Origin of the sequence: Stenotrophomonas sp. LC732 (genome assembly GCF_052446685.1) — a bacterium.
In the GTDB taxonomy this organism is placed as follows: Bacteria; Pseudomonadota; Gammaproteobacteria; order Xanthomonadales; family Xanthomonadaceae; genus Stenotrophomonas; species Stenotrophomonas muris.
The window spans coordinates 669,406-687,550 of sequence record NZ_CP199214.1 but is presented as its reverse complement, the minus strand read 5'-3'; the positions used below and the strand labels follow the sequence as shown (position 1 = coordinate 687,550).

Sequence of the window (18,145 nt, the reverse complement as noted above, 5' to 3'; positions counted from 1 at the left end):
TTTGAGGACGCATGATCGAACTATCGCGCGGCCTTTCCTTCGTGCTCTACACCTACGAGGGAGGCCCTACGCGGTTCACCGTGCCGTTCCTGTACATCGCCCGCGAACACATCCGGGCGTTCGTCGGTGAACCGGACGCGGCCCGCGCTGTCTCCGTGTCGTGGGTGGACGCCAGCACCATCGAGATTCCGTCGCAGGATGGCGTGCTCGACGCACCCTACACTGTGACCATCCGGCGATTCACGCCGATTGACGCCCTCCTGGTCAACTACAAGGAAGGCGCAAACCTCCCGGCGCGCGACTTGTCCAAGTCGTTCCGCCAACTACTGTACGCACACCAGGAACTCGCCGAGTTCGGTAGCGGCAGCGGCCTCCCCGGTGGCGGCCCCGGTAACCCCGGTGGCAACCCGGACCTCAATGCAATCATCGAGCAGCTCCTCCGCTCGCCAGCACTGCAAGACCTGCTGACCCGCATCGACCTCATCGACGTGAACGCCGAGGCGATCCTGGAGGAGATCATGCGCTCGCACGAGTTCTTCGACGTGCAGCGCGACTACGGCGACAAGATCAGCACGGCCACCCATGAGATCGGGCTGCTGACCGAAGGCAACAAGGTCATCGCGCAGCAGATCATCGACCTGTTCGCGCGGGTGGACTACGGCGAGCAGAGTAACCAAGCACGGTTCCTGGAGGTCAATCGCGCCATCGCCGACGAGCACTCTGCGCGCGTCGAGGCGATCACCGAGCTGCAAGGCCAGGTGGTCGAGAACGGCAAGACAATCTCCGCAGCGCTCAACCAGCGCATCGACGAGGTGGAGAGCACCACCGAAGCGGCGCGCGCGGCCACCGAGCAACGCCTCGGCGCAGAGATCGAGGACAGCGCGGCGCAGGTCCGCACCGCAGTCATGGCCGAGGTTGACGCGACCAAGGCCCGCGTGTCCGACGTTGAGACGGCAGTGGTTCGCCACGGCGAGAACATCGCTGGCCTGGCCGAGACCACGGAAGCCCTGACGGATGCCGAGGGTGCCAACACGGCATTCCGGCAGCAGATGGCGGCGAGCTACGGCGCGAACGTGCCGCAGGGGATCGCCAACGAGATCGACGGCCAGGTGTCGGCTGTTTCGGCTGCCTTCGAGCAGCGCATCGACACCGAAGCGTCCGCACGCGAAGCCCTGGCGTCCCAGGTGTCCACGCTTGAGACCAGCACCGCGCCGACGATCTTCTCGGACGCACAGCCCTCCCCGCCCGCTGGCGGCTTCAAGGTTCCGACCTTTTGGGTCAAGACCGGGCAGACGGGCGCGTACCTGACGCAGATTTGGGATGGCACCGGCTGGCGCAAGGCCGACCTGGATGTCACCTCTCCGACCGGCGCGCTGGTGCAGCAGCTCAACACCACCAAGATCACCGCCGAGCAGGCACAGGCCATCGCGGCCACGCAGGTCCAGGCGTTCAAGGACGGCGACTTCGCCACCATCCGGCAGGAGTTCAATGTGGTCGCCGGGCAGCACTCCGGCATGTACGGTCAGTGGCAGGCCAACTACTCGGTCAAGATCAACGCGGGCACCATCAACGGCGTCCCCGTGGTCGCCGGTATCGCCCTCTCCGCCAACCCGCAGACCGGCAGCGACTTCATCGTCACCGCGGATCGCTTCGCCTTCGTCCACCCGCAGTACACCTCGGGCGGCACCCTGGCGAGCATCAAGTATCCGTTCGTGATCGGTACAGTCGGCGGCCAGTCCACCGTGGGTATCCAAGGTGCGCTGGTGGTGGACGGGACGATCACTGCGGACAAGATCAGGGTGAACTCCCTAGCCGCACTCACGGCGAACGCGGGCACGATCAACGGCGGCACGTTCAAGACCCACACTCTCGACGGCAACGGCAACATCGTCAACGCTGCCGAGTTCCGCGTGGAAATCTCCAACCTCGGCGACTGGCCCCTGTGGGTCGGCTCCGGCGCGAAGAACGCCAACAACGCGGTGTTCTACGTGGACCGCAACGGCGGCGCGTTCTTCCGAGGCCGCGTCAATGCCCCCAACATCGTGGGGCAGTTCCAGTCGGCGACCGGCGTGTGGTGGACCGGGGCAACGAGCCTCTGCTACCAGGCGGGCAACAACTTCATCCCGCTCGGCGATTGGGTGGCGATCCACGAGTTCTGGCTCGGCGCTCCGGTGCTGGCTGGCGAGGGTCATACGCCTTCCGTGTCGGTGACCGTGACCGCGAACACGCGCGTCTACGGGCTGCACGTCATCTTGGAGGAGCTGCGCGACTCCGTATGGGTCGTCATCGCCTCACACGAACCGCCGATGTACCGCGCGTTGATTCAGCAGATGGGCGGCGACGGCAACACCTTCACCGCGTCCAATTTCTACACCTACGAGCAGTCGGTGACGCTCTCGGCGTCCGGGGCATGGACAGGCGGTGCCCGCGCGTTCCGCGTGCGTTGCCGCGCATCCAGTCCGCCTCCGCAGGTCCACGGCTACGACGCCCCGGCCTACCCGAACTACCTCATCACGTCGATTGGCGGCTTCGCCTTCGGCATCCGATAACCCTCAGAGAGAATCCAAGCACCGCATGAGCACTACCCCCGGCTACGTCTCCAACGCCGAGCTGGCCTCGCGCCTCTCGACGCTGGTAGACCGCTGGAACCGGCGCGAGAATCAGATGATCGCGCTGCTGACTCAGGAGGAAGGCACCGTCGTCGTGACGGACGGCCTGGGCAACAACCACACCCTCCCCTCGTTCCCGCAGCTCCAGAAGGACGTGGCCGGGCTGACCGACGAGCTGACCGGCTCGGTCGTGCAGGTGCGCGACCTGGTGTCCGTGGCAACCGGCATGGCGAACGCCGCACAGGCGTCCGCAGATGACGCCTCCGGCTTCGCCGACGCTGCCGAAGCATCCGCCGTGCGCGCTGCGGAATCCGCTGCGAGCATCGACGACGACGTGCAGGCCACCGCCGACGCGGCGACCTTCGCTGCTGCCAAGGCGGCCGAGGCTGCCGACAGCGCCACCGAGGCGGCAAGCTCCGCAGTGGACGCCGCCGCTTCGGCGACGGCCTCGGCCACCTCGGCGCTGGCTTCGGCTGGCTCTGCAAGCCAGGCGGGCACGTCGGCCACCGCAGCGGGTCAGGCGCGTTCGGACGCGCAGGCAGCGGCGACTGCTGCCGCCACGTCACGGGATCAGGCGCAGACTATCCTGGGCTATGCGACCGACGCGGCCGACCGCGCGGAAGCTGACGCCACCGCTGCCGCCGCATCGGCTGCCGCAGCCGCCGACAGCGCGACCGCCGCAGCGACCTCGGTCACCCAGGCAACCACCCAGGCCAACCGGGCGGAAGCCCAGGCGTCCGCTGCGTCGACCAAGGCTGGCGAGGCTGCTGGCTTGGCGACCACCGCGGCCGGTCATGCCTCCGCTGCGTCCGGCTCGGCGTCGGCTGCCTCGACCTCGGCGCAGACCGCATCGTCGGCCAAGACCGCTGCCGAGGCTGCCCGCGACAAGGCGAACCTGTACGCGAACGCCCCGCAGGGCACCGAGGTGTCGCCGGGCGAGTTCTCGGCGAAGCATTGGGCCGCCCAGGCGCAGGCTGCCGTCACCGGCTCGCTGGTCTACATGGGATCGTGGGATGCCAGCACGGGTGCGTTCCCGACCAACCCGGTGAAGGGGCATTTCTACAAGGTGATCGGCGAAGGCACTGTCGGTGACATCCACTGGCGAGTCGGCGACCAGGCGCTCTACGGCGCTACCTGGGAGAAGATCGACAACACCGATCAGGTAACCAGCGTCGCCGGAAAGCAGGGCGACGTGTCGCTCGTTGCTGGTGACATCGGCGGCCTGGGCGCGCTGGCAACCCGCAGCGACGTGGACTTCAACACCCAAGTCACCGGCAAGCCGACGACCTATCCGCCCAGCACGCACTCGCACACGAAGGCTCAGGTGGGTCTGGACAAGGTGGACAACACCGCCGATCTGGACAAGCCGGTAAGCACTGCGGTGCAGGCTGCGCTCGACGGCAAGGCTGCGGCGTCGCATACGCACACCATCGCCAACGTGACCGGTCTCCAGACCGCGCTCGACGGCAAGGCAGCGTCCTCGCACACGCACACCATCGCCAACGTCACGGGGCTACAATCGGCCCTGGATGGCAAGTCCGCTGTCGGCCACACGCACAACTCCACCGACATCGCCAACGTCGTCAACGTCACCGACGATCAGAGCATCGGCGGCATCAAGACGTTCGCGGCCGGTCAGATTCGTGCGCAGGGCTTCGGCGGCAATGCGGCGGCTGGTGTGGTCTATCTCGGCTCGCTGGATCGCTACGTCTACGTCCCCCCGACAGCCAACTCGATTGAGTTCCGGTTTGCGGACGGTACGGGTGGCGTCGCGTCCCTCAACGCTGGCGGCACCGTCTGGACCTCGGCGAACTTCAACCCGGCAGGGAAGGCCGACGCGGGCCACACGCACACCATCGCCAACGTCAGCGGCCTCCAAGGCGCACTGGACGCCAAGGCGAACTCGACGAGCGCTCAGTTCACCAACCTCATCAACATTGGCGGGGCGAGTGACCTGTCGGTGCAGCTCAACCCGACTGGCGGGCGGTCCATCCGCTTCGCTGCGACGGCTACGCCGAACACCGGCATTTGGGACGCGACGAACAACGTGTGGCTGTTCCGTATCAACGGGGATAACAGTGCGAACTTCGCCAGTCATGTGAGCGCACAGAACATCACCGCTGTCGGTGAGGTCTACTGCAACAACTGGATGCGCTCGAACACGTCCGGTACGGGCTGGTATCACCAGGTCCACGGTGGCGGCTGGTACATGGCCGATAACACCTGGATTCGCAACTACAACGGCAAGGGTCTGTGCCTTTCGGGGCCGGGCGGAAGCGGCGGCGATCTCCGACTGGAGAGCTACTCGCCGACCATCGCCTGCTACGACACGGACGCCGGCACGACGCACTGGATACACTGTAACGACAACCAGCACGGCTTCCTCGCCAACAATGCCTTCGCGTGGTGCGCCTACCGCGACGCAAGCAACAATTGGATCGCCACGGGCAACATCGTCGCCTATGCGTCCGATGCGCGTCTCAAGAAGAACATCGTGGACGCCTCGGCCTCCAAGGTGGGCGACTTCTTCGACCGATTCCGTGTGCGCGAGTTCGATTGGGACGCCGAAGCTATCGCCGAGTTGAATCCCACGTTCCACCCGAGTGCGGAGCATGAGGTCGGCGGCATCGCGCAGGAGGCCGAGGAGGTCTACTCGTTGATGGTCGCCACGCACGCAAACGGCATCAAGACGATCCAGTGGGAGAAGGCTGTTCCCTTCCTGATCGCTGAGGTGCAGGCGCTGCGTAAGCGCGTCGCGGACCTTGGGGGAGGTGCCTGATGGCCCTCCCCGGCTCCGGCCCTATCTCCTGGGAAATGATCCGCGCCGAGTTTGGCGGCGGCTACCCGATCTACGCGGACCAGTATTACCGAGGACGTGGATTGGTGCCCGACGTTCCGGCCAACTACGGCGTCCCCACGAGCGGCCCGATCTACGCCTCGCAGTTCTACAACGCGGTCAAGGCGACGCCGTTCCAAGCATCGCTGTCGCCGAGCTACCTGATGGGTAACTGGCCTCAGTCCACCAACGGCACGGTCAGCGAGTCGTTCAGCGTTTATTGCTCGGGCGGCACCGGCAACTACTCCGTGGTCTCCCGCTCCGTCACAGGCGGCGCGTCGATCTCCGGCAGCGGCCTCGGCGGCACTGTGACCGCCTCGGGGCGGAACACCTCCCGCATGGGGCAGTTCACTGTCGTCGTCACCGATGGCGTCACGCAGATCACCCTGACCGGCAACTACGAGTACAGCTTCGGTCGTCCGCTCTAACGCATCCACCACCTACAAGAGACCTAATGCACGATGAAGTGAAGCTGGTCGGCGCTCTCGCGGGCGTCGGCCTCATCGTGGGCATCGCAAAGATGCTCACGTCGAACGATCCGATCACCTGGAAGCAGGCGCTCGGCCGCGCAATCCTCTCTGGCGCTACCGGCCTTGCCGCTGGTGCCATCGTCATTTTCATCCCCGGCGTCTCCTTCGTCGCCCAGGTCGCGCTCGCGTGCATCCTGGCGTCGCTCGGCACGTCCGCGCTGGAGACCGTACTGAACCGCGTCGTCAACAAGTGACCGCCCCAAGGATGCCTTGGAGCGACTGCACGCCGCAGTCGCGGACAAGCTCGCCGACACCATCGACTCGATGGAGTCGGACGCGAAGGGCCTGGCCTCGATCCTCAACGTGGCCCGGCAGTTTCTCAAGGACAACGGCATCGACGTTGCGGCCACGCCGCCCGGCTCACCGCTGGGCAAGCTGGCCGACAAGGTGTCCGAGTTCCCGTTCGATCCCGCTGAGGATGGGCGGCTGAACTGATGGAGGGCATGACGAGCCTCCACGTTCGTCACCCTTTCGAGGACTTCCGCAACTTCGCCTGGTACGTCTGGAAGGAGCTGGGGCTACCAAGCCCCACTCCGATCCAGTACGACATCTGCGAGTTCCTGAAAACCGGCCCGCGCCGTCGCGTCATCATGGCGTACCGCGGCGTCGGCAAGTCCTGGGTGACGGCCGCCTACGTCTGCTGGCTCCTCTGGAAAGACCCCCAGCACAAGATCATGGTGGTATCGGCATCGAAGGAACGCGCCGATGCGTTCTCGGTGTTCGTCAAGCGCCTGATCGAAACCCTGCCTGAGCTGCAACACCTGCGCCCGCGTCCCGACCAGCGCAACTCGAACCTGGCGTTCGATGTCGGCCCCGCGCAGCCCGATCAGTCGCCCTCGGTGAAGTCGGTCGGTATCAACGGCCAGCTCACCGGCTCCCGCGCCGACACCATCATCGCGGACGACATCGAAGTCCCGAAGAACTCCATGACCGTCGTGCAGCGCGAGAAGCTCGCCGAGCTGGTCAAGGAGTTCGATGCGGTGCTCAAGCCGGGCGGCGAGATCATCTACCTCGGCACTCCGCAGACCGAGGAGTCGCTCTACAACAAGCTGCCCGAGCGCGGCTACGTCATCCGCATCTGGCCTGCGCGCTACCCGAAGGACACCAAGCACCGCCAGGTGTACGGCGACCGCCTCGCGCCGATGATCGCCGATGCGTTCGACGCGAACCCCAAGCTCGCCTGGAAGAACTGCGAGAGCGTCCGCTTCTCCGATGAGGACTTGATGGAGCGCGAGGCGTCCTACGGACGCTCCGGCTTCATGCTCCAGTTCATGCTCGATGCGTCGCTGTCCGACGCCGAGAAGTACCCGCTCAAGCTGTCCGACCTGATCGTGATGGACGTGGACCGCGAGGTCGCTCCGATCCGCGTGGTCTACAGCAGCGGCCCGGAGTACATCGTCAGCGACATCCCGTCCGTGGGCTTCACCGGCGACCGCCTGTACCGGCCCATGTACCTCGCCTCGGAAATGGAGGAGTTCACCGGCAAGGTGCTCGCCATCGACCCCTCGGGCCGAGGCGGCGACGAAACCGGCTACGCGGTCGTCGGCATGCTTCGCGGCATGCTCTACGCGCGCCGTGCTGGTGCGACCAAGGGCGGCTACGACGACGACACGCTGGAGACCCTGGCGCACATCGCGCGCGCCGAGAAGGTCTCCGCAGTCCTCATTGAGGCCAACTTCGGCGACGGCATGTTCGCCAAGATGCTCTCCGGCGTCCTGGCGCGCGTGTACCCGTGCTCCATCGAGGAGGTGAAGCACTATGGCACCTCGAAGGAGAACCGAATCATCGACGTGCTGGAGCCGGTACTGAACCAGCATCGCCTGGTGGTCGATGCCTCGATCATCCGCGCCGATCAGAAGTCCGAGCAGAAGTACCAGCTGTTCTACCAGCTGACGCGCATCACGCGCGACCGCGGCGCACTGCGCCACGACGACCGCCTCGAAGCGCTGGCGATGGCCGTGAAGTATTGGGCCGACCAGCTCTCCCGAGACGTGTCCAAGGAGGAGCAGCGCTACCTGGAGGAGCTGCTCGACCGCGAGTACGCCTCCTTCATCCAGTCCGTGACCGGCCGCGTGCCGTCACCCGACAACTACCTCGACATCCTGTAGGAGACCCAATGTCCAACACGCTCGCTGCGTGGCTGATGGCGCTCGCCGCCGCTGCCCTGCTGTACCTGTTCCTGCGCCGCAAGAACGACGACGACAACGACGGCCCGAGCGCACCCGCGCCGGTAACGCCGTGCGACTGCAACCACGCTCCCTGCTGCCACACCCAGGGCGGCCAGTCGAACCCTTACGCCCCGGTGTGAGCCAGGCTGTCCAGCTCGCGCGCCCTCTGACGATGAAGTCGGAGGGTCTGCGCCTGGTGGCCTACCTGTGCCCCGCAGACAAGTGGACCATCGGCTACGGCCACACCGGCAGTGACGTGAAGCCCGGCCTCCGCATCACCGAGGAACGCGCTGTGGAGCTGCTGGAGGCTGACCTCTCCAAGGCCGCTACGGTCGTCCGTCGATACGTGCGCGTGCCCCTCAGCGCGCCGCAGGAAGCCGCTCTGATCGACTTCGTGTTCAACCTCGGCGAGGGCAACTTCGCCAGCTCCACCCTGCTCCGCGTGCTCAACGCGGGCGACTACGCGGCGGTGCCCGCACAGCTCCGCCGATGGACCAAGGGTCGCGTCAAGGGCGTGCTGACGGACCTGCCCGGCCTCATCGACCGCCGCGAGGCGGAAGTCAAACTCTGGAACTCCAAGTGAATCGCCCAGGGTTTTCTAGACAGTCGTCAGCCGTTTAGTGCGTACTGCTTCTCGAACTCTACCGGGGACAGCCCGTCGTTGGAACTGTGCCGCCGTTTTGGGTTGTAGAACATCTCGATGTACTGGAAGACGTCGGCCCGTGCCTCGTCGTGATTGCTGTAGATCCTCCGCTTAATACGCTCCCGCTTCAGTAGCTGGAAGAAGCTCTCCATCGCTGCGTTGTCATGGCAGTTTCCTCGTCGACTCATGCTGCACACGATGTCGTGCTCGCGCAGGAAGCTCTGCCAGTCTTCGCTGGTGAACTGGGTTCCCTGGTCGGAGTGAAGCAGAAGCCCGGGGCTTGGCTTGCGCCGCCACACTGCAGCCAATAGCGCCTGCAAAACCAGGTCCGTATGTTGAGTTGGTCGGGTTGCCCATCCAACGACCTGACGCGAAAACAGATCAAGCACTACCGCCAAGTACAGGAAGCCGTCGTACGTGCGGATGTAGGTGATGTCCGTGACCCACGCGCGATTTGGCTCACTGACTTTGAAGCCGCGAGCCAGAACGTTCTTGGCGACTGATCCAACAGGGCCGCTCAATGGGCGTGGTCGCCGACCGTAGCCGACCATTGCCCGCAGCCCCTCGCTCTTCATCAAGCGTGCCACGCGATGACGACTACACGTCTCGCCAAGCTCGCGCAGATCTGTGGTCACTTTGCGGTGGCCATACACAGAGCCGCTTTCCAGCCAGCTGTGCTTGATGGGTTCACCCCCGTTTTCACGGACACTTACGAGAAGGCCGATCAAGGCCATGAGGAGTGTTCATGTCGAAGCGAAGGAAGTTCAGCACCGAGTTCAAGCGCGGTGCGGTTGAGCAGGCCAGCCAGCCGGGCGTCAGCTGTGCCCAGGTGGCCCGGGAGCTGGGGATCCGGGATGCATTGCTGACCCGCTGGAAGCGGGAGGCCCAGAGCCGGGGCCAGGTGGCCTTCGGTGGCACCGGGACGCCCCGGGACGAGGAACTGGCGCGGCTCAAGCGCGAGCTGGCCCGGGTGAAGAAGGAGCGGGATTTTTTGCGAGAAGCGGCGACGTTCTTTGCCAAGGGATCATCCTGAGGTATCAGGTGATCGAACGTTGCCGCGATGAGTTTCCAGTGCGACTGATGTGTCGTTGCCTGCGGGTCTCGGCCAGCGGTTACTACGACTGGAGTAAGCGCTTGCCCAGTGCCCGGGAGCGCGACAACCAGCGCTTGCTCGGCCGGATCCGTGAGTTGCATGAGGACAGCCGGGGCACATTGGGCGCCGGCCGGATGCATGAAGACCTTGCCGAGGAAGGCGAGACGGCGAGCCTGAACCGGGTGGCGCGTCTGATGGCGACCGATGGCCTGCAGGGTTGGCCGCGACCGAAGCGGCGAGGCCAGCGCGGCAAGCCGGCGCTGACGCCGCCGGGTGTGCGCAACCTGCTGGAGCGGGACTTCACCGCGTTGGAGCCGGAGACCAGGTGGGTCACCGACATCACCGAGCTCAAGACCCGGCAAGGCAAGCTGTATCTGTGCATCGTGCTGGACCTGTTTGACCAGCGGGTGGTGGGGTGGTCAATGCATCATCGTCAGGATCGTCAGATGGTGATCAGGGCCGTGCAGATGGCGGTCTGGCAGCGCCAAGGCAGCCATCCACTGATCCTGCACTCCGACCGTGGCAGCCAGTTCCGAAGCGGCGACTACCAGCGTTACCTGGCGGCCAACGGCTTGGTGTGCTCGATGAGCGCGGTGGGCCACTGCGGTGACAACGCCGCGTGCGAAGGCTTCTTCGGCCTGCTCAAGCGCGAGCGGGTCTACCGCATGACCTACCCAACGCTCGATGCCGCGAGGGCGGATGTGTTCGAATACATCGAGCGGTTCCACAACCCGAGGATGCGACGAAGGGTCGCCAGGCAAGACCAGAAGTTCTCAGCCCTTTTACAACCGTCCGTGATTTCGGGGTAGAACCCGATTAGGCCGAGCAACCGCTGATCGTCCTTGTCGCGAGCGCTTGCCGGCTCTTTTAGCCAGGCGTAGTAGCCACTGCGATGGACGCCAAGCATCCGACACATCGCCGCGAGGCCGAACTCATCTGCGTGTTGCTTCATGAAGGCGTACTTTGCTCTTACCCCTTTGCAAAGTACGCGGCGGCTTTTTTTAGGATGTCTCGCTCTTCAGTGACCCTGCGTAGCTCAGCCTTGAGGCGGCGCACTTCCGCGTTCTGGTCCTGCTCGACACGCCGGCCAACATCGCCTTTGCCTTGTTGCCGCTTCCAGCCGTAAAGACTATGGATCGACACGCCCAGTCGCTCGGCAACCTCCGCTACCGGACGGCCGTACTCAACGATCTGTCGGACCGCCTCGATCTTGAACTCATCGGTGTACCGCTTCGTGCTCATAACCACCTCCGCCTAAGCCATAGTTTATGGCTGCGAGGTGTCTACGGAACCCTGGGCGATTCAGATTAGGTATCCAGTGCCTAGGCAATCCCATGCGATACCTGGGCAACCTGCGGACATCCGCGCTCAAATGTTCGCGCCTCTGTCTGTCCCTATCTGTCTTTTTGCCCTGACCGCCACGCGTCCACCTCGGCACCACCTCGGCACACCTGCCTACCACCTCGGCGCACCCTGCCCCAGCCTATGCCCACCTGCCGCCCACCACGGCCAGCCAATGCGCCGCCACGGCCCACGCAAGGCCCGCCACGGGCATCCCTACCGCCCCGCCTATAGAAGCTCCCCACGCGCGCGCTAGGCGCTCCCTGCGACCATCCAAAAATCGTTGCCATCGGGGTATTGACAGCCATGCGGGGATTGATCTAATCTATACCCGTCGCCAGCAGCACGGCGGCAGCGGAAAAGGCGGCGACAGACGTGCGACCGATGGATCGACAGCACCTAGAGCTTATCCCGCCAGCACTGAGGACTAGCCCCAAAGGCCCCTGAGCGCACCGCAGGTAACGTCCGGCTCAATCCTCCCACTACCGGGAGTGATTGACAAACCGGGAACAAACGGGCATAATGCCCACCATCGAACAACGGTCGCAGGGTGCGGTCGGGACAGTAGGAAAGGGGCAGGCAGGAGCGCCGCCCACGGCAGAACGCGGGGAGCTGGGAACACTAGCCGCGCCGGGAAGTGTAAGGGCCGATGAAGGCCGCCACGGATACCGGGTCACCGCCAGAAAGAGCGGGGCCATCTGTACGGGATTCCTAGGCGAGCTGGAGGCGCTCCCGGAAGCTGGCGACGGTCAGATTCCATGCCTTACAAGCATGAGTCTGACCGCCAAAGCGTCCCTACCGTTGTGATGGGGCGTTTTGATGGTCCGATTCACTGGAGAGCAACCCATGACGATGATCCCGTTTGATATGACCGCCCGCGACTACTACGTGGCCGGTTGCATCCGCCGCGGCATCCGCGAGCACCGCGCCCGACTCAACGAGCGGGAGCGCCAGGCGAACAGGAACCGCACCCAAGTTGCGCCTTGTCCCTCCCCCGTTGTCATCTGATCCCCTTTCGTCAACCCGGTTTTCCACACCCCGCCGACGTGTGACGGCGGGTCTTTTTTGGAGCTACCATGAGCACCAATGGACCACTGGAGGACTTGCAAGTGCGCAAGCTCACCGCTGAGATTCGCAAGATCAACCGCGAGAGCGACAAGCTGATGATGGAGACCCGGTGGTATCCGTTGGTGGTCGCCACGGCCTTTGTGGCTGGCATCGTCACGCTGACCAAGCTGTTCCTCTAACAGCGCCCTATCCCAATCCACCGAAGCCGCCGCAAGGCGGCTTTTTTGTTGCCCGGAGAAAGCTATGAACAAAATTCCTTCCGCCCTGATCGCCGCCGCTCTGCATGTGGCACCCAAGAATGACGTTCGCTTCTACTTGAATGGCGTGCTGATTGAGTCGCACGCCGATGGTGCGATCATCGTTGCTACAGACGGCCACCGCATGCTTGTGGTGCGTACCAGCCTGCCGTGGGACATTGGCAAGATCATCGTGCCGCGCAATGCGTGCGAGCTGGTCGCCAAGATGAAGGGCGATGTCTATTTCAGCGCCGTGGGCGATGCCAGCCGGTTCAAGGCGGAGCGCGGAGGCCAGGCCATTGAGTTTGCTGCCGTTGATGGAACCTACCCGGACTGGCGTGCTGCGGTGTCCAAGCCGAACGAACTCAAGCTGTCCGGATTCGCGCCTGCCGTCCTCGAAGGCGTAGTGAAGGCGGCCGGTGTAATTCGCAAGGCATTCGGCGGCAAGGCCACTTCACTGATTCCGGTGACTGGCGGCGACGTGGCGGCCATGTTCGGTATTGGCGGCATCACCGATCCGAGCATCAGGTGCGCGTCTTTGATCGTCATGCCAATGCGCGACTCGTCATACCCGGAAGCCCTGTGCAGCGACGCGCTCCGCGCTTAACCCGAACCCATTAGCCGCCGCTAGGCGGCTTTTTTGTTGCCCGGAGAAAGCCATGAACCTCGACAAGTACGCCCCTGAGAGCGCGAAGCGCATAGCCGTGGCGCTGGTGGATGCCGCCCTCGCCGCTGGTTACTCGCTCGGCGTCTACGACGGCGAAGAAACCACGGTGCGGCACAGCCGCGACCGGCAAGAAGTGTTGGAGGCCCTCGCCTCTACCGACCACGATCACCTGCGGTTCTACCGCCCGGACGCAACAAAGGCGGGGTTTGTGCTCCTGATTTGGGAGAACGGGAACGACGCCGCGAGCGACTGGAGCGACAACGACGAGACCAACGCGCTGGTGATGCCGGTGCTGCGCGGGCTGGGAGTGCTGTGATGGAACTGCGCACCTACGGAACCCGCAACGTGTTCCTGGCACAGCCGGGGCGCTATCACGAACAACTGGCGGCGACCGCGATGACGCCGCAGCAAGCCGAGGAGTTCGCCACCGTGGTCAACCGGGCAATCAGGGATACCGACTTCGACCCCATCGACCTTGCGTTGCTTGCGGCAGGGTGGCAGTTGGCTGACGTGCCTGTGACCATCGAAGTGGGCGAGTTCCTGACCAATGTGGCCCGGATGCTTCACAAGCTGTTCGAGGAGCTTTGCACCCCTGACGGCTATCCCGGCGTCTTTGGCTACGAGATCGCGGAACCGTTGGGTGCGTGGCTTGCCGAACGCCCCAAGAATCGCTGCGAACTCGCCGATGCTGAGCGGCAGGCACGCGAAATGATCCAAGCCGAGATGGGCCGCTTCGCATGAGCTACCGCGAGGAGGACATCATGTTCGAGACCGAAAAAGCGTGGGTGCTGCGCAAGGGGCCGAACCATTTTGAGGTCTACAAAATCGGCCTCACGCACTCGACACGCCACGGCATTTTTCACAACATCCCCGGCGCGCTGGATCGCGCCATTGAGCACGCAAAGGGCCTGTCGCAATGAGCAACGACAACGAGCTGGCTGTACCTGCCGGTGACAAGCTGGTCACCCTGGGCGACCGATCGGTCTCCTACGGTCCCCGCCAAGAGTTCGATGGAAGCGTCGAGCCTTGCGCACCGATGGCCGCGCAGTTTTGGGGCGTCTACCGCTGGGCTGGTAAGGACCGCTGGTGGTGGATTGCCGACGTGGCCGACGAAGACACCGCCCGCGCAGTGGCCGCCGCCTACCTGCTGAACGTCAAGCCCGATTGGGCGCACTGACCGACAACCACCGCTGATCCCGAGGCCCGCCTAGTGCGGGCCTTCGCATTTCTGGAGCACACCATGCAAATATACGTTGCCTGCCTTGCCTCATATAACGCTGGCGTCCTGCACGGCGAGTGGATCAACTTGGAGGGACGCGACGCCGACGACGTGCGCGATGAGATTGCCCGCATCCTGCGCGAGTCGCCGCACCCGAACGTGACCGTTGATTGCCCGGATTGCGGCGGTACTGGAACCACATACGTCCCCCGAGTATTCGGCGGGGCGGAATGCACGGCGTGTGGCGGAAGCGGCAAGGTCGCCAGCGCCGAGGAGTGGGCCGTCCACGACTACGACGACGTGTTCGGGGATACCTGGGGCGAGCACCCCGACCTGGACAAGCTGTGCGCATTGCAAGAGCGGCTGGACGAGTTGCACAACGACACCGAACGCGCCGCCTACACGGCCTTCTGCGACCACGAGGGCCTCGACGATGTGACCGTGGAGCAGTTCCACGAAGCCTACGCGGGCCAGTTCGATAGCTGGGCCGACTTTGCCGAGAACTATGTGGACGAATCGAGGCTTCTTCACGACGTGCCCGACGCCCTCTCCCGCTACTTCGACTACGAGAGCTATGGCCGCGACATTCGGCTCAACGGTGACGCGTTTGAGGTGAGCGGCTTCTACTTCTGGAGCCGCTAACGCCGCTTCCGCAAGACCCTGCGCCAATACAGGTATGTGCGATGCGCCGGCACCGAGCTAGTCCACACCCATACGACTAGGTGAAGGGCCGTAATGGCGACTTCTACGCGGGGGTCAATCATCGAATGGTCCTTGGGGTCGGGAGTGGCGATCACGCCCTTCAGCCCTAATCATAAGGCCAATCTCGATATTTGGCACTCATTGTTCCATTTGTAGCACTTGCATAACAGGAGACTTACATATGCGTAACGCAGATTTCACCGCAAACTCGACCCTGGTGATCGTCAACGTGGCCCTCCGCGTCCACCAGTTCGGCCCGTTCTTGGTATTCGAGCGGGAGGTTTTGGTCCTGCATGAACGGACCTACGAGGTGCCCGAATGATTCGGACCATCAATTTCGACCATAACGAGAAGCGCGGCGCTCTCCGCGCGATGCTCGGCCTACTCAACGAGCGCGTCCAGTTCTCGGTCGTCCCCGAGGACTGTGGCTGGCGGGTGTCGTATCCGGTCCCACCCGCGGCCCCAACGGAGACCCCGCGGCCATGACTTCACTGCACCAGTCGGGATCAATCTCTCCCGTGGTACTTGATTCCTACGGACGCGCCATCATTGTGGCCTGTAGTCTGCCCGACGGCAGCGTCATGCTGTCGGGCTGCGCATCCGCAGACGACCAGGGGGGCGTTCTCAGTCTATGAGTACGGTGAGACGGACAATAGCCAGCGCGGTAGTCCGCGTAGGGCAAGGACTGTTTTTTGCATCCGTGGTCGGGGCCATTGTGACCCTGGCGGCGATGCTGGCACTACCGTTCTTAAAACACTGAAACGTAAGACCTTTTTGTGGAGCGCAGCCGGGGGTGGCGGCGCATTACAACGCCGTGAGCAGGGGACAGGACGGCCCCTTCGCAGGGCAGAAGTACCTGGACCTGTTCGTGAAAGCCTTTGGATATGAGATCGGAATCGACCCCTCCCCCACGCCCTGGCAGCGTGGTTTCTGGATGGACAAAATTGGCAAGAATGCCATCAACATTGGCTTGGGCCTTGTAATCCTTACATTGCGGCTCCAAGATAGACCCTGATGGTTTCCCAAGGGGGAACCATCCCCTTACGGAAAATGAGCGCACCATGAATCTCTCGCAGAAAGAACTGACGGCCATTCTCACAACCGCACTGTCAGCCTTCCGGGAAGAGATCGACGAGGACATCACCGCCACCCGCATCCTCACCCTACTCGCCGTTGTGGACGAGCCGGGCATTCAGCAGGTGGACCTTGAGCGCGTCCTCGGCGGACTCTCTCCCTCCGCAGTGAGCCGCAATGTGCTCGACCTGTCGTCTATCAAGCGTAACCGCGAGCCGGGGCCTGACTTCCTGGAGCAGCGCCCTGATCCCGCCTACCGCAAGCGCAACCTGATCTTCCCGACGACCAAGGCGCTGCACTGGCTGGCTTCGCTCGCAGAACGTGTCAACCGCAAGGTGACGGCGCGCGTCGCAGCCGCCTAACCCCCAACACCCCGTTGTGCCCCGAGGCCCGCCTAGTGCGGGCCTTTTCATTTTTGGAGATACACATGGCCCTTCGCCTCAAAGGGACCGCGCCCAAGCCGGGTGCGCCCGATAAGCGCTACTACATGCTCGACGTGCAGGAGGGATACCGGCGCGTGCGCTTGTCCACCGGCACCCGCGACCGCGTGGCAGCCGAGCGCAAGGAGCAGGCGGTCCTCGACGCCCTGCGCGACGACCCCGACGTTTCCGAGGACGTGCTGCGCGAACTCATCCGGGGCAAGTCCCGGTCGGCGCAGATGGCCGTGGCGAAAGCCAAGGCCCGGCAGCGCACCCTCAAGGACGCGATGGATGACGCCCTGGACGACCGCAACTTTTGGGGCAAGCTCAAGTCCATCGAGACCGTCCGCACCAACTGCAAGATCGTCCAGGGCTTCCTGGGCGAGGACACGCCCATCAACGACATCACCCAGGCCGCAGTGGACGCGATGGTGACCAAGATGGAGGCCGAGGGAGCTGCTCCGGCGACCATCAACCGCAAGATGCACGCCCTGATGGCCGTCCTGCGCCGCGAGGCGAAGGCCGGGCGCATGCTGGCCGCCATCCCGGAGTACCGGCCGAGCGACGAGCGCGACAACGCGCGCCAGTTCACCCTGACCATTGAGGACGAGGAGCTGATCCTCTCCCGCGTGCTCGCGTGGGACATCCTGCCCGACCCCGAGTACGGCGGTCGGCCGCGGACGCGCGACGGTAAGGACTACCACGACCTGTTCGTGTTCCTGGCCGACGTGGGCTGCCGCCTGAGCCAGGCATTCAACCTGCGCTGGAGCGACCTGGTGGGAACCCCGCCGACCGCCGTTCGCTTCTGGCGTCACGGGGAACTGAAAGGCGGCCGGCAGCGCACCATCCCGTTGACCTCCCGCGCCTCGGAAGTGGTCCAGCGGCGGCGCAGGGCGGCAGGCAAGGAGCAGACCGGCCCCTTCTCCACGCTCAACAAGACCCGCGCCAACAAGCTCTGGAATCGTGCGCGAAAGGGGACGCATCTCGCCAAGGAGAAGGAGTGCGTGATCCACTCGCTGCGGCACACCTGCGCCACCCGGCTGCTGCTGGCGACCGGCAACATCAAGCTCGTGCAGGAGTGGCTGGGGCATCGGGACATCCGCACCACGTCGGAGACCTACGCGAAGGTGCTGGCCGAACAGGCGCTCATCGGCAAGTCTGCGCTGGAGCAATTGCGGGCTGCGCCGCAGGTGACGCCCACAGGTGACGTTCCGAGACAGGGATTGATTGCCAACGAGGGATTGTAGTACCAAAACTGACCGTCGCCAGCTTACTTTTCAGTAACTTAGCGACGGTAGTAAGAAAACAGTGGGGTGGCTGAGGGGATTCGAACCCCCGACCACCGGAATCACAATCCGGTACTCTAACCAACTGAGCTACAGCCACCACTGAAACTTTCGCTCCACCGCCGATACCGCCAGCACTGGAACCTTGAAACCTTGCCTGGAGACTGTCACCGAAGTTCCGGTCCGCCGAAGCGAGTCCGATATTCTGGTGGAGTCTTTACGCTTTTGCAAGCACTTCTTCACATCCGCCGATG

20 protein-coding genes, 1 tRNA gene and 2 pseudogenes are annotated in these 18,145 nt (G+C 64.1%); 20 read left to right on the top strand and 3 right to left on the bottom strand.

Features of this window, described 5'->3' with window-relative positions:
- Nucleotides 1–11 precede the first annotated feature (11 nt).
- The 8 genes from ACT6SE_RS03270 to ACT6SE_RS03235 are packed head-to-tail and all read left to right on the top strand — an operon-like array spanning nt 12 to nt 8,726.
- On the top strand, nt 12–2,549 hold the full coding sequence (locus ACT6SE_RS03270) for a phage tail fiber domain-containing protein (RefSeq protein WP_053091846.1): 2,538 nt from the start codon (nt 12–14) through the stop codon (nt 2,547–2,549).
- Nucleotides 2,550–2,574: 25 nt separating this feature from the next.
- A complete protein-coding gene (locus tag ACT6SE_RS03265) occupies nt 2,575–5,388 on the top strand; it encodes a tail fiber domain-containing protein (RefSeq protein WP_049434056.1) in 2,814 nt (937 codons plus the stop codon).
- On the top strand, nt 5,388–5,873 hold the full coding sequence (locus ACT6SE_RS03260; protein ID WP_126411773.1) for a hypothetical protein: 486 nt from the start codon (nt 5,388–5,390) through the stop codon (nt 5,871–5,873). Before ACT6SE_RS03265 ends, ACT6SE_RS03260 begins: the two co-directional genes overlap by 1 nt.
- A gap of 26 nt (nt 5,874–5,899) precedes the next feature.
- A complete protein-coding gene (locus tag ACT6SE_RS03255) occupies nt 5,900–6,169 on the top strand; it encodes a hypothetical protein (protein ID WP_005412393.1) in 270 nt (89 codons plus the stop codon).
- 16 nt (nt 6,170–6,185) lie between these two features.
- Entirely contained in the window at nt 6,186–6,410 is a 225-nt protein-coding gene (locus ACT6SE_RS03250; protein ID WP_005412392.1) for a hypothetical protein, read from the top strand.
- An 8-nt stretch (nt 6,411–6,418) separates the two neighbouring features.
- The gene (gene terL, locus ACT6SE_RS03245; RefSeq protein WP_223846474.1) at nt 6,419–8,083 is read left to right on the top strand and encodes a phage terminase large subunit; all 1,665 of its coding nucleotides are present in this window, start codon (nt 6,419–6,421) and stop codon (nt 8,081–8,083) included.
- Nucleotides 8,084–8,091: 8 nt separating this feature from the next.
- Complete coding sequence (locus ACT6SE_RS03240; protein ID WP_049434054.1) at nt 8,092–8,283, top strand: LPXTG cell wall anchor domain-containing protein; 192 nt, start codon at nt 8,092–8,094, stop codon at nt 8,281–8,283.
- 32 nt (nt 8,284–8,315) lie between these two features.
- The gene (locus ACT6SE_RS03235) at nt 8,316–8,726 is read left to right on the top strand and encodes a lysozyme (RefSeq protein ID WP_219627573.1); all 411 of its coding nucleotides are present in this window, start codon (nt 8,316–8,318) and stop codon (nt 8,724–8,726) included.
- Between the two features lie 26 nt (nt 8,727–8,752).
- Here ACT6SE_RS03235 and ACT6SE_RS03230 read toward each other — a convergent pair.
- A pseudogene (locus ACT6SE_RS03230) lies at nt 8,753–9,469 on the bottom strand (IS3-like element ISStma9 family transposase); the annotation flags it as partial.
- Between the two features lie 62 nt (nt 9,470–9,531).
- Here ACT6SE_RS03230 and ACT6SE_RS03225 point away from each other — a divergent pair.
- Nucleotides 9,532–10,688 (top strand): IS3-like element ISStma5 family transposase gene (locus ACT6SE_RS03225; protein WP_087944427.1). Its coding sequence is split into 2 segments (ribosomal slippage): nt 9,532–9,772 and nt 9,772–10,688, totalling 1,158 coding nucleotides; the frame shifts between segments, so codons are not numbered across the junction.
- A 5-nt stretch (nt 10,689–10,693) separates the two neighbouring features.
- On the opposite strand, the pseudogene ACT6SE_RS03220 reads toward ACT6SE_RS03225, so the two are convergent.
- Nucleotides 10,694–11,121: pseudogene (locus ACT6SE_RS03220) on the bottom strand (transposase); the annotation flags it as partial.
- Between the two features lie 945 nt (nt 11,122–12,066).
- Here ACT6SE_RS03220 and ACT6SE_RS03215 point away from each other — a divergent pair.
- From ACT6SE_RS03215 to ACT6SE_RS03165, 11 genes are all read left to right on the top strand, one after another.
- A complete protein-coding gene (locus ACT6SE_RS03215; RefSeq protein ID WP_153643622.1) occupies nt 12,067–12,228 on the top strand; it encodes a hypothetical protein in 162 nt (53 codons plus the stop codon).
- 68 nt (nt 12,229–12,296) lie between these two features.
- A complete protein-coding gene (locus ACT6SE_RS03210) occupies nt 12,297–12,467 on the top strand; it encodes a hypothetical protein (protein ID WP_004154558.1) in 171 nt (56 codons plus the stop codon).
- Between the two features lie 64 nt (nt 12,468–12,531).
- Entirely contained in the window at nt 12,532–13,131 is a 600-nt protein-coding gene (locus tag ACT6SE_RS03205; protein ID WP_049397873.1) for a DNA polymerase III subunit beta family protein, read from the top strand.
- A 52-nt stretch (nt 13,132–13,183) separates the two neighbouring features.
- Nucleotides 13,184–13,507 (top strand): hypothetical protein, encoded by a 324-nt coding sequence (locus ACT6SE_RS03200; RefSeq protein ID WP_049397874.1) that lies wholly within the window; start codon nt 13,184–13,186, stop codon nt 13,505–13,507.
- The gene (locus ACT6SE_RS03195; protein ID WP_049397875.1) at nt 13,507–13,932 is read left to right on the top strand and encodes a hypothetical protein; all 426 of its coding nucleotides are present in this window, start codon (nt 13,507–13,509) and stop codon (nt 13,930–13,932) included. Before ACT6SE_RS03200 ends, ACT6SE_RS03195 begins: the two co-directional genes overlap by 1 nt.
- Nucleotides 13,933–13,952: 20 nt before the next feature.
- A complete protein-coding gene (locus ACT6SE_RS03190; protein ID WP_153643621.1) occupies nt 13,953–14,111 on the top strand; it encodes a hypothetical protein in 159 nt (52 codons plus the stop codon).
- Nucleotides 14,108–14,368 carry a hypothetical protein gene (locus ACT6SE_RS03185; RefSeq protein WP_032961791.1) on the top strand — a complete coding sequence of 87 codons (261 nt, stop codon included), beginning with the start codon at nt 14,108–14,110 and terminating at the stop codon, nt 14,366–14,368. Before ACT6SE_RS03190 ends, ACT6SE_RS03185 begins: the two co-directional genes overlap by 4 nt.
- Nucleotides 14,369–14,431: 63 nt before the next feature.
- Nucleotides 14,432–15,052, top strand: a complete 621-nt coding sequence (locus ACT6SE_RS03180; protein ID WP_049397877.1) for an antirestriction protein ArdA — start codon at nt 14,432–14,434, stop codon at nt 15,050–15,052.
- 241 nt (nt 15,053–15,293) lie between these two features.
- Nucleotides 15,294–15,434 carry a hypothetical protein gene (locus tag ACT6SE_RS03175; RefSeq protein ID WP_005412379.1) on the top strand — a complete coding sequence of 47 codons (141 nt, stop codon included), beginning with the start codon at nt 15,294–15,296 and terminating at the stop codon, nt 15,432–15,434.
- Nucleotides 15,435–16,173: 739 nt separating this feature from the next.
- Nucleotides 16,174–16,548, top strand: a complete 375-nt coding sequence (locus tag ACT6SE_RS03170; RefSeq protein WP_005412378.1) for a hypothetical protein — start codon at nt 16,174–16,176, stop codon at nt 16,546–16,548.
- 65 nt (nt 16,549–16,613) lie between these two features.
- The gene (locus ACT6SE_RS03165) at nt 16,614–17,852 is read left to right on the top strand and encodes a tyrosine-type recombinase/integrase (protein WP_049397878.1); all 1,239 of its coding nucleotides are present in this window, start codon (nt 16,614–16,616) and stop codon (nt 17,850–17,852) included.
- Nucleotides 17,853–17,914: 62 nt separating this feature from the next.
- Here ACT6SE_RS03165 and ACT6SE_RS03160 read toward each other — a convergent pair.
- Nucleotides 17,915–17,991 (bottom strand) — tRNA-His (locus ACT6SE_RS03160).
- Between the last annotated feature and the right edge of the window lie 154 nt (nt 17,992–18,145).

Excerpts from the sequence above, each read along its gene's own strand:
- ACT6SE_RS03260 (WP_126411773.1), top strand. The coding sequence starts at position 5,388 with ATGGCCCTCCCCGGCTCCGGCCCTATCTCCTGGGAAATGATCCGCGCC.
- ACT6SE_RS03190 (WP_153643621.1), top strand. The coding sequence starts at position 13,953 with ATGTTCGAGACCGAAAAAGCGTGGGTGCTGCGCAAGGGGCCGAACCAT.
- ACT6SE_RS03195 (WP_049397875.1), top strand. The coding sequence starts at position 13,507 with ATGGAACTGCGCACCTACGGAACCCGCAACGTGTTCCTGGCACAGCCG.
- ACT6SE_RS03170 (WP_005412378.1), top strand. The coding sequence starts at position 16,174 with ATGAATCTCTCGCAGAAAGAACTGACGGCCATTCTCACAACCGCACTG.
- ACT6SE_RS03210 (WP_004154558.1), top strand. The coding sequence starts at position 12,297 with ATGAGCACCAATGGACCACTGGAGGACTTGCAAGTGCGCAAGCTCACC.
- ACT6SE_RS03185 (WP_032961791.1), top strand. The coding sequence starts at position 14,108 with ATGAGCAACGACAACGAGCTGGCTGTACCTGCCGGTGACAAGCTGGTC.
- ACT6SE_RS03180 (WP_049397877.1), top strand. The coding sequence starts at position 14,432 with ATGCAAATATACGTTGCCTGCCTTGCCTCATATAACGCTGGCGTCCTG.
- ACT6SE_RS03200 (WP_049397874.1), top strand. The coding sequence starts at position 13,184 with ATGAACCTCGACAAGTACGCCCCTGAGAGCGCGAAGCGCATAGCCGTG.
- ACT6SE_RS03165 (WP_049397878.1), top strand. The coding sequence starts at position 16,614 with ATGGCCCTTCGCCTCAAAGGGACCGCGCCCAAGCCGGGTGCGCCCGAT.
- ACT6SE_RS03265 (WP_049434056.1), top strand. The coding sequence starts at position 2,575 with ATGAGCACTACCCCCGGCTACGTCTCCAACGCCGAGCTGGCCTCGCGC.
- ACT6SE_RS03235 (WP_219627573.1), top strand. The coding sequence starts at position 8,316 with ATGAAGTCGGAGGGTCTGCGCCTGGTGGCCTACCTGTGCCCCGCAGAC.
- ACT6SE_RS03270 (WP_053091846.1), top strand. The coding sequence starts at position 12 with ATGATCGAACTATCGCGCGGCCTTTCCTTCGTGCTCTACACCTACGAG.
- ACT6SE_RS03240 (WP_049434054.1), top strand. The coding sequence starts at position 8,092 with ATGTCCAACACGCTCGCTGCGTGGCTGATGGCGCTCGCCGCCGCTGCC.
- ACT6SE_RS03215 (WP_153643622.1), top strand. The coding sequence starts at position 12,067 with ATGACGATGATCCCGTTTGATATGACCGCCCGCGACTACTACGTGGCC.
- ACT6SE_RS03205 (WP_049397873.1), top strand. The coding sequence starts at position 12,532 with ATGAACAAAATTCCTTCCGCCCTGATCGCCGCCGCTCTGCATGTGGCA.
- terL (WP_223846474.1), top strand. The coding sequence starts at position 6,419 with ATGACGAGCCTCCACGTTCGTCACCCTTTCGAGGACTTCCGCAACTTC.
- ACT6SE_RS03255 (WP_005412393.1), top strand. The coding sequence starts at position 5,900 with ATGCACGATGAAGTGAAGCTGGTCGGCGCTCTCGCGGGCGTCGGCCTC.
- ACT6SE_RS03175 (WP_005412379.1), top strand. The coding sequence starts at position 15,294 with ATGCGTAACGCAGATTTCACCGCAAACTCGACCCTGGTGATCGTCAAC.